Raw genomic sequence first — 10,499 nt, 5'->3', positions numbered from 1 at the left:
ATGCCCAATGCCCAATGCCCAATGCCCAATGCCCAATGCCCAATGCCCAATGCCCAATGCCCAATGCCCAATGCCCAATGCCCCACGTAAGTTTTTTATGTCTTTTGATGTATTATCTTGATTTTCCCACCTATCCTATCCCCCTGGATGGGATAATAAGTTACAAGTAGGGAAAATGTGCAAACTATTCCCTATATTCTCTGCACTCTGGTTATATTGAGGAACTAATTGTGGTTGCCACGCCGGAAAAAGTACAACACACCCACGAGCATCTATCAGGTCAAGACCGTGTAGCCGTATTGCTTATGGGCTACGGCGAAGTCGAAAGCTACGAAGATTTCGCCAACTATAACGAACAAGCTTTAAATCTACTAACAGCAAAATTTGCGCCAGTACCAACCTGGGTTTATCCCCCTCTGGCAAAGCTTTTAGCATTATTTGATCGGCATGAGTGGGGACATACACATCATGATTTTATTTCCCCACATAACGCCATCTTTGAACAGCAACGCGCTGGGATCGAGAAGAATCTACAAGCAAAGTGGGGTGATGATGTCCAAGTCTTCAAAGCCTTCAACTTCTGTGCCCCCTTCTTACCCAATCAAGTCTTAGCAGAAATTAAAAACCAAGGCTTTGACAAAATTTTAATTTACCCACTGTTAGTTGTTGATTCAATTTTTACCAGTGGTATTGCGATCGAGCAAGTTAACAATGCTCTAACTGAGTTGAGCGATGGTGAAGAACACTGGGTTAAAGCACAGCGTTACATTCCTTCTTTCTTCAACGAACCAGCTTACATCGATTTGATGGCTCATTTGGTTGAAGAGAAAATTACTGCTGATTTAGCAGCAGCCTATCTACCTTCTCAAATTGGCATTGTGTTAATGAATCACGGCTGTCCGCACAAAGCCAAAGGATTCACCTCTGGGATTACCGAAAGTCAGGCACTATACGACTTGGTACGTGATAAATTAATTAACCGTTATCCTTTAATCTCAGTGGGTTGGCTCAATCACGATACACCCTTAATTGAATGGACAGTGCCAAATGCAGAGCAAGCTGCTAATAACCTTATTCAATTGGGTGCAAAAGTAGTCATATTTATGCCAATTGGTTTTGCGACAGAAAATCACGAAACTCTATTGGATGTACATCACATCATTCACGCTTTGGATAAAAAGCATTCTGATGTGAACTATGTGCAAATGGCTTGTGTTAACGACCATCCGGAATTTTTAGCGATGGCTGCTGAATGGGCAAATGCTCATATTGGCGAGCTGAAAAATGAGGTAGCGATGGCTGTTAACCCTCAGTTAACTGCAAATCATCATCATCACCATCATTAAAAAGTTAGGAGTAAGGAGTTAATAACTTATAGCTCCTTACTCCTGGTCGCTAATTCTCAAGCAACATCCCGCAGTTTGCGAGTGTTGTCAACTAAACTCTGAGCGAATTGATCAAATCGTTGAGAAAGTTTTTCATCCAGCAACTTGCCTTCAGGATTGAAAGCACCCCAAGCTTGTCCTATGGCAATTTGTTCTGGAATCACCCAGCCATGCACCCAGCGGACAATTAGCCGTAATTCATTCAGGGCGTTGCTATTAGACTGACCTCCCAACACGCTAATCAGTCCGGTCACTTTATCAGATAGTTCCTCAAAGCTCATCAAATCTAGGGCATTTTTGAGAACACCACTAACGCCCCCATGATACTCAGGTGTCGCTAAAATTAACCCATCGGCGCGACTAACGGCATTTCGTAACCGCTGAACATCTGGGTACTCTACATACTCTTTTTCACCATTGCAAAACGGTAGCTGTAACTGCCGCAAATCGAGAATTTCTATCTCCGCACCCAGGGCTTCTACACGTTGCGCTGCAACTTGCAAAGCGATCTGAGTATAGGAGTTGGGTCTTAAACTACCACCAATACCAACAATTCTTACCATAATTAACCTACAAACTACTAACTAGATACTATTACCAGATTTTTAATAAACGAAGTCATTATGATTATGCTTATATTAGCGATTTGTGTCGTAATATGTCAAATTACAATCCACTGAAAAATTTTATGATGAACGATGAGGCGAATAGGAAGGAAAAATTTTGTCACAATAGTTACTAAATACCCAACCTAATAATGATTGGTATACTAGGCTGGCTTGCTTGTCATCCTACTGAGGAGTAGATTCATCCGAACTGCTTGAGTTTAGGCAAAGCCGAGAGAGATTTGGGAATGGTTTTGTATGGAAGTTAGACTAGATAAGAAAACTGTAATTTCCAGTTATTGCAATTTTTGCTAGAAGAATAGGCATAAAACCAGCCCTCAGCTTATGCCATCAGACAAAAGGTAATTATTATGACTAATTTGGAAAAAAAAGCATTGATAAAACAGCGTTCACCAAAACGCCTTGCTTGGGCTGGTGCGCTAGCAGCCAGTTTGATCATGTTGCCAGGTATGTTTGGGGGTGCTCCTGCATTTGCACAAAAAGCAGAGCGCGACTCTCTAAATTATGGCGAGTTGATTAGAAAAGCCAAGCAAGGAGAAGTCAAAAAAGTAGAGTTAGACGAAACCGAACAAATAGCAAGGGTGTATCTACAGGGGCAAAAGCCAGATGCACAACCTCTACAGGTAAGACTTTTAGCGCAAAATACAGAGTTAATTAACATACTTAAAGAAAGGAATGTTGATTTTGGTGAGGTTTCCTCTGCTAACAGTAGAGCTGCTGTTGGGCTGTTGATCAACCTCATGTGGATTTTGCCACTAGTAGCTTTAATGTTATTGTTCCTCCGCCGCTCTACTAACGCTTCTAGCCAAGCAATGAACTTTGGCAAATCCAAAGCACGCTTCCAAATGGAGGCAAAAACTGGAGTGAAGTTTGAAGATGTCGCAGGAGTTGAAGAAGCTAAAGAAGAACTCGAAGAAGTCGTCACTTTTCTCAAACAACCAGAAAGATTTACCGCTGTTGGGGCACGTATTCCCAAAGGAGTGCTATTAGTCGGCCCCCCTGGTACAGGTAAAACATTGCTTGCAAAAGCGATCGCTGGAGAAGCAGGTGTACCCTTCTTCAGCATTTCCGGTTCGGAATTTGTGGAAATGTTTGTTGGTGTCGGTGCATCCCGTGTGCGCGATCTGTTTAAGAAAGCTAAAGATAACGCTCCTTGTCTAATATTTATCGATGAAATTGACGCTGTAGGACGCCAGCGGGGTGCTGGTATCGGTGGCGGTAATGATGAGCGCGAACAAACCCTCAACCAACTGCTGACTGAAATGGATGGGTTTGAAGGCAATACTGGCATCATTATTATTGCTGCCACCAACCGCCCAGATGTACTAGATACAGCACTACTCAGACCAGGACGCTTTGACCGGCAAGTAATTGTGGATGCACCGGATCTTAAAGGACGGCTGGACATTTTAAAAGTCCACGCGCGGAATAAGAAAATCGATCCTAGTGTGTCATTAGAAGCGATCGCTCGCCGCACTCCTGGTTTTACCGGGGCAGATTTAGCCAACTTACTCAACGAAGCTGCCATTCTCACCGCCAGAAGGCGCAAAGAAGCTGTAACTATCCTGGAAATTGATAATGCTGTGGATCGGGTAGTCGCAGGGATGGAAGGCACAGCCTTAGTAGATAGCAAAAACAAGCGCTTGATTGCTTACCACGAAGTTGGACACGCCTTAGTAGGTACATTGCTCAAAGACCATGACCCTGTGCAGAAAGTCACGCTCATCCCACGGGGACAAGCGCTGGGATTAACTTGGTTTACTCCTAACGAAGAACAAGGATTAGTTTCTCGTTCCCAACTCAAAGCCAGGATTACTGCAACTTTGGGCGGTCGGGCTGCCGAGGAAATTGTTTTTGGTAAGCCAGAAGTGACCACAGGTGCAGGTAATGACTTGCAACAGGTGACAGGGATGGCGCGGCAGATGGTGACACGGTTCGGGATGTCTGAATTAGGCCCATTGTCCCTAGAAAATCAGACTGGAGAGGTATTTTTAGGACGCGACTGGATGAATAAATCAGAATATTCTGAGGAAATTGCCTCCAAGATTGATTCCCAAGTACGTGAAATTGTCAATAGTTCTTACATAAAAGCGAAAGAATTCTTGCAAGAACACCGCACACTTTTGGAACGTTTAGTAGATTTGTTAATCGAACAGGAGACAATTGAGGGCGAACTATTCCGCAAAATTGTTGTTGAAAATACCCAGGTAGTCGATGAGAAATTGGCTGTATCTCGTTAGTAATTAGTCAAGAGGTTCATGAGCTAGCGCAACAGACGGGTTTCCCGTCGCAGGCGAATGGCGTCCCACACTCCTAAAAGTGAGATGTGGGACTTCTGCTAAATTAGTTAAAATTGCTTAAGGGGTCGATTGAGTATCGATAAAAAATCGACCATTTGCAGGACGCACCCAAGCTATGCTGACCGAAATTTTACCTTTCAGTTTTGAGTTGGACACGATCGCGATCGCTGGAGCGAGTTTGTGGTCATTGGCGCTATATTTAGCTTTTTCCCCAGCGAGTGAATGGGTAATTAAGCAACTAAACCGCTGGTTTAACTTTGCCGAGCGATCGCTCTACACCAGCCAATCAGAATTTGAAAAAACTCGTAACGCCAGAGAATCCCAAAACGCTTTTTACGCTTCAATATTTAGCATTGTGCCTTTCTTGATAGTCGGCGCTTTATTTAACTGGGGTCTGGAAATTAGTCTAGGTGATAGCTGGGGAATTAGTACAGGTATATTAGCTTGTATGAGCGCTGGCATTTATGAACTTGGGCGCAGGGATGGGCAATCTTTGGATTAGTCATTAGTCATTAGTCATTAGTCATTAGTCAAGGGTCAAGGGTCAAGGGTCAAGGGTCAAAGGCCATTAATCTTCTCTTCCCTTGCTCCCCCTGCTTCCCCTGTTTCTCTACTTCCCAAGTTCCTCGCAAACAATCTGTGCTATCTTCTGGGCTGCTCCGCTTTCACCACGGATGCTACGTAGCTTGGCTCGCATATCGTCCAATTTTTCTGGATGAGCCAAAAAATCTAAAACCATTTCCCCTATTTCTTGGGGTTGAAGTTTGCCCACAAGTTCTGGCACAATCTCTTCCTGTGCCCAGATATTCGGCCATGCTAATAGACCTTTGCGTCTCAGGAACAGCCAGTTAATCACTTTGGCAAAAGTAGAACCCACTCCCGGCAAATTTGCCAATAACCCTGGTAATCCATCCCAAGAGCGCATGGCATCTAGTTGTTGCGTTGGGAGCAAAACAATCATCGGCACAGCTAAAGAACCGAGTTCGGCAGTGTTTGCCCCCACTGTAGTTAAGCACATACTACAGCAAGATAATAAGTTATGGGCAGGTGTTTCTTGCCACAATTCCAAGCATAAGCCTGTTGATGTTTTGAGAATAGTATCCTCGAACTCCATTAAAACTGCCGGCGAACTGCCGAATATGCTCACAAAAGGGTTTTCTTGAGGATCGGCAAAACTAGCTAAAGTTGGTAAATCCAAAGTCGGGGCGACGGCGATCGCAAACTTAGTTTGGGGTCTTTTTGCATAGATATATTCAGCAATTGCTAAAGTTAATGGCACTCCTTGAGCTAATTTTGCTGCTTTTGATCCAGGTAAAATGCCAATTAAATCAGTTTTTTGGGCTTTGTCATTTGTCATTTGTCCTTTGTTTTTTGCTAAGGACGAATGACTACTAGTTTCTAGCATCAAGTCTCCCACAACAGTAATTTTGTGAGCATATTTTTGGTGGATGCGGTCAGCAACTTCGGGTTTCATGACTGTAAATCGGTCAATCAAGTTATGCCAACGGGCTTCCCATTCTGCGTAAACAACTGTTTTATATCCCAGTTTTTTGCCGATCACTACTGGGAAAATTTGATCGCCGCCGAGGAAAACAACTACACCGTGACTTCTCCAGTCCCAATTATCAAATGTTTTTCCCCAAAGCAAAAATTGCCAAAAATGCTCTGCTCCCTGGACTCTATCTACTTCTGGATAAGAAAGGGCGATCGCTGCTTCTTTACCACTGGCATTTGGACAAGGCGATAACACCACAGAAATCCTGATCAGGTCATCACCCAACTTTTGCCGCAACGCCCTGACCACCGGGCGTACCCAAGTCGTTACCTCACCAGGGCCGTTTGAGAGAATCAAAATATCAGATGGTTGGTTAGTCATTAGTCAAGAGTCAAAAGTCAAAAGTCAAAAGTTCCCCATGCCCCATCCCCAATGCCCCATGCCCATATATTACATTTTGGTTACATGAACTAAAGCAACTACTTCTATTAATTGTCAATATGCGTTAATAAATGTTGCTTTTTTTATATCGATTTGTGTCATATAGACGACAAAATCACCAGTGGGTAAGTGTTTTCTGATAAAAAGTTCATATTGCCGAAGAGAATAAGTCACTTGTGGCAGCATCAGCCACTAAGAACTTCCAGTAGAGAACGCGCATCAAAGGAGCCTAAGAAGCATGTTCACCCACGTCAAGTCCACCATTAGACACATTGCGCCTGATAACCTGCGCGGACGTAATTTAATTAAGGTGGTCTATGTCGTGCTTGAGTCACAGTACCAGAGTGCATTGTCGCAAGCAGTTCGCACGATTAACGCGAACAATCCCAACTTGGCGATTGAAATCAGCGGGTACTTGATTGAGGAACTCCGCGACCCAGAGAACTACGAGGAGTTCAAACGAGAAATTGAGAGTGCGAATATCTTCATCGCTTCCCTCATTTTCATCGAAGACTTAGCACAGAAAGTAGTAGCAGCAGTAGAACCACACCGCGATCGCCTGGATGTTTCCGTTGTGTTTCCCTCAATGCCAGAAGTCATGCGCCTGAGTAAAATGGGCAGCTTTTCCTTAGCACAATTGGGTCAGTCAAAAAGTGCGATCGCCCAATTCATGCGGAAACGCAAAGAAAAATCCGGCGCGGGATTCCAGGATGGAATGCTGAAGCTTTTGCGAACCCTGCCGCAAGTGCTGAAATTCCTGCCAATGGACAAGGCACAGGATGCCCGAAATTTCATGCTCAGTTTTCAGTATTGGCTAGGTGGTTCTCCAGAAAATCTGGAAAACTTTTTGCTGATGCTAGCTGATAAATATGTATTTAAAGGTTTAGAGAAACAAAATTTTGCACCTTCTACATATCAACAGCCGGTGGTTTATCCCGATTTAGGGATTTGGCATCCTTTGGCTCCCAATATGTTTGAAGATGTCAGAGAATACCTCAATTGGTATACAGCTCGTAAGGATATTTCTAGTGATCTTAAAGATCCCCTAGCTCCTTGTGTCGGGTTAGTATTGCAACGCACCCACCTAGTTACAGGGGATGATGCCCATTATGTGGCGATGGTTCAGGAGTTGGAAGCATTAGGCGCACGGGTACTTCCTGTGTTTGCTGGTGGTTTGGATTTCTCCAAGCCTGTGGATGCTTACTTCTACGAACCAAATACCAACACGCAGTTAGTAGATGCTGTGGTATCGCTGACTGGTTTTGCTTTAGTGGGTGGGCCAGCTAGACAAGACCATCCCAAAGCAATTGAGTCACTCAAGCGCTTAAATCGTCCTTACATGGTGGCGTTGCCCTTAGTATTCCAAACCACAGAAGAGTGGATGGATAGCGATTTGGGTTTACATCCCATTCAAGTTGCTTTGCAAATTGCGATCCCCGAATTGGATGGGGCAATTGAGCCGATAATTTTATCAGGTAGAGATGGGACTACCGGCAAAGCGATCGCCCTGCGCGATCGGGTGGAAGCTGTCGCCGAACGCGCCTTAAAATGGGCTAACCTCCGCCGCAAGCCAAAACTGGATAAAAAAGTTGCCATCACCGTTTTCAGTTTCCCGCCAGATAAAGGCAACGTCGGAACCGCCGCTTACTTGGATGTATTCGGTTCCATCTACGAGGTGATGAAAGCCCTCAAAAATAACGGCTACGATTTACCAGAATTGCCAGAATCAGCCGAAGCGTTGATGCAAGAAGTCATCCATGACGCTCAAGCCCAGTACAATAGCCCAGAACTGAACGTTGCTTACAAAATGTCGGTTCCTGAGTATGAGGCGCTAACCCCTTACTCTCAACGCCTAGAAGAAAACTGGGGCCCACCTCCCGGACATCTCAACAGTGATGGGCAAAATCTGCTGATTTATGGTAAGCAATTTGGTAACGTCTTCATCGGTGTCCAACCCACATTTGGTTACGAAGGCGACCCGATGCGGTTATTATTCTCCCGTTCAGCTAGTCCTCACCACGGTTTTGCTGCCTACTACACTTACCTAGAGCAAGTTTGGCAAGCTGACGCTGTACTCCACTTTGGTACACACGGTTCCTTGGAATTTATGCCAGGTAAACAGATGGGGATGTCTGGTGATTGTTATCCAGATAACTTAATTGGCTCAATTCCCAACCTGTATTACTACGCCGCCAATAATCCCAGTGAGGCAACAATTGCCAAACGCCGGAGTTATGCCGAAACAATTTCCTACTTGACACCGCCGGCAGAAAATGCTGGTTTGTATAAAGGTTTGAAGGAACTCAGCGAGTTAATTGCTTCCTACCAAACCTTGAAAGATAGTGGACGCGGTGTTTCCATTGTTAACAGCATCATGGATAAATGCCGGATCGTGAATCTGGATAAGGATATCAATCTGCCAGAAACCGATGCCAGAGATATGAGTACCGACGATCGCGATAATATTGTTGGCAACGTCTACCGCAAGTTGATGGAAATCGAGTCTAGGTTGTTGCCTTGTGGGTTGCACGTCATTGGGAAACCTCCGAGTGCAGAAGAAGCGATCGCAACTCTGGTAAATATTGCTAGTCTAGATCGTCAAGAAGAAGGACTTCAAGGCTTACCGGGAATTATCGCTAACAGCATTGGGCGTAACATTGATGATATTTATCAAAGTAATGACAGAGGCATTTTAGAAGATGTCCAGTTATTGCAAGATATCACCCTAGCAACCCGTGCAGCAGTTACCGCCCTTGTCCAAGAGCAAATCGACGCCGAAGGACGAGTTTCTCTGGTTTCGCGGTTGAATTTCTTCAACATGGGCAAAAAGGAACCTTGGGTGGAAGCATTGCATAAAGCAGGTTATCCCAAAGTTGACACCACAGCTCTAAAACCCCTACTTGAGTATTTGGAATTCTGTCTGCAACAAGTTTGTGCCGACAACGAACTAGGAGCATTACTCAGAGGCTTGGAAGGTGAGTACATCCTACCTGGCCCTGGTGGCGATCCCATCCGCAACCCGGATGTATTGCCCACAGGTAAGAATATCCATGCACTCGATCCGCAATCCATCCCCACAACAGCAGCAGTCCAATCAGCTAAAATCGTCGTAGACAGGCTTTTGGCACGTAACAAGGCAGAAAACGAAGGAAAATGGCCAGAAACCATCGCCTGTGTCCTCTGGGGAACCGATAACATCAAAACTTACGGCGAATCCCTGGCACAAATTATGTGGATGGTGGGCGTCCGCCCAGTTCCCGATGCCTTGGGACGGGTGAACAAATTGGAATTGATATCTTTAGAAGAGTTGGGACGCCCCAGAATTGATGTGGTAATCAACTGTTCTGGAGTGTTCCGCGACTTGTTCATCAACCAAATGAACCTGCTAGACCAAGGCGTGAAGATGGCAGCTGAGGCGGATGAACCCTTAGAAATGAACTTTGTTCGCAAACACGCTTTGAAACAAGCTGAGGATATGGGGATTAATCTGCGTCAAGCAGCGACTCGCGTTTTCTCCAACGCTTCTGGTTCCTACTCGTCAAATATCAACTTGGCGGTAGAAAACAGCACTTGGGACAGCGAAGCCGAGTTGCAGGAAATGTATCTCAACCGCAAATCCTTCTCCTTCAATTCCGATAACCCCGGAATTATGGATGAATCCCGGCAGATTTTTGAAAGTACTTTGAAAACTGCTGATGCAACTTTCCAAAACCTGGATTCTTCGGAGATTAGTTTAACGGACGTTTCTCATTACTTTGATTCCGATCCCACCAAGTTAGTTGCAAGTCTGCGTGGTGATGGTAAAAAACCATCATCTTACATTGCAGACACAACTACAGCTAATGCCCAAGTGCGGACATTATCAGAAACCGTGCGCTTAGATGCGCGTACCAAATTATTAAATCCCAAGTGGTACGAGGGAATGTTATCTCACGGTTACGAAGGTGTGCGCGAACTCTCCAAGCGGTTAGTGAATACAACTGGTTGGAGTGCGACAGCCGGCGCTGTGGATAACTGGATTTATGAGGATACTAACGAAACCTTCATCAAAGATGAAGAAATGCAAAAACGATTGTTGAACCTCAATCCCCATTCTTTCCGCAAGATTGTATCAACTTTGTTGGAAATGAATGGACGCGGTTATTGGGAGACTAGCGAGGATAATTTAGATCGTCTGCGCGAATTGTACCAAGAGGTTGAAGATCGGATTGAAGGGATAGAATAATCCCTAATCATAAATGTAGGGACGTTT

General features: G+C 44.8%; 6 protein-coding genes. 4 read left to right on the top strand and 2 right to left on the bottom strand.

Annotated features, from left to right (window positions below; all coding sequences use genetic code 11):
- The first annotated feature begins 230 nt into the window (after positions 1-230).
- Positions 231-1,346, top strand: a complete 1,116-nt coding sequence (locus IQ246_RS14120) for a ferrochelatase (protein WP_194003993.1) — start codon at positions 231-233, stop codon at positions 1,344-1,346.
- 56 nt (positions 1,347-1,402) lie between these two features.
- Here the strand turns inward: IQ246_RS14120 and IQ246_RS14115 are convergent, their stop codons facing one another.
- Complete coding sequence (locus IQ246_RS14115; protein ID WP_194003992.1) at positions 1,403-1,948, bottom strand: NADPH-dependent FMN reductase; 546 nt, start codon at positions 1,946-1,948, stop codon at positions 1,403-1,405.
- A 413-nt stretch (positions 1,949-2,361) separates the two neighbouring features.
- On the opposite strand from IQ246_RS14115, the gene ftsH reads away from it, so the two are divergent.
- Both ftsH and IQ246_RS14105 read left to right on the top strand, forming a co-directional pair.
- The gene (gene ftsH / locus IQ246_RS14110; RefSeq protein WP_194003991.1) at positions 2,362-4,251 is read left to right on the top strand and encodes an ATP-dependent zinc metalloprotease FtsH; all 1,890 of its coding nucleotides are present in this window, start codon (positions 2,362-2,364) and stop codon (positions 4,249-4,251) included.
- A 175-nt stretch (positions 4,252-4,426) separates the two neighbouring features.
- A complete protein-coding gene (locus IQ246_RS14105) occupies positions 4,427-4,813 on the top strand; it encodes a hypothetical protein (RefSeq protein ID WP_194003990.1) in 387 nt (128 codons plus the stop codon).
- A 108-nt stretch (positions 4,814-4,921) separates the two neighbouring features.
- Here the strand turns inward: IQ246_RS14105 and IQ246_RS14100 are convergent, their stop codons facing one another.
- Positions 4,922-6,187 (bottom strand): lipid-A-disaccharide synthase, encoded by a 1,266-nt coding sequence (locus IQ246_RS14100; RefSeq protein ID WP_194003989.1) that lies wholly within the window; start codon positions 6,185-6,187, stop codon positions 4,922-4,924.
- A 298-nt stretch (positions 6,188-6,485) separates the two neighbouring features.
- On the opposite strand from IQ246_RS14100, the gene IQ246_RS14095 reads away from it, so the two are divergent.
- Positions 6,486-10,472 (top strand): magnesium chelatase subunit H, encoded by a 3,987-nt coding sequence (locus tag IQ246_RS14095; protein ID WP_194003988.1) that lies wholly within the window; start codon positions 6,486-6,488, stop codon positions 10,470-10,472.
- Positions 10,473-10,499 lie beyond the last annotated feature (27 nt).

The sequence above is a fragment of the aff. Roholtiella sp. LEGE 12411 genome (genome assembly GCF_015206995.1).
Taxonomy (GTDB): Bacteria; Cyanobacteriota; Cyanobacteriia; order Cyanobacteriales; family Nostocaceae; genus Komarekiella.
The sequence above is the reverse complement of the archived record's forward strand: the minus strand, read 5'-3'. Positions and strand labels throughout refer to the sequence as shown.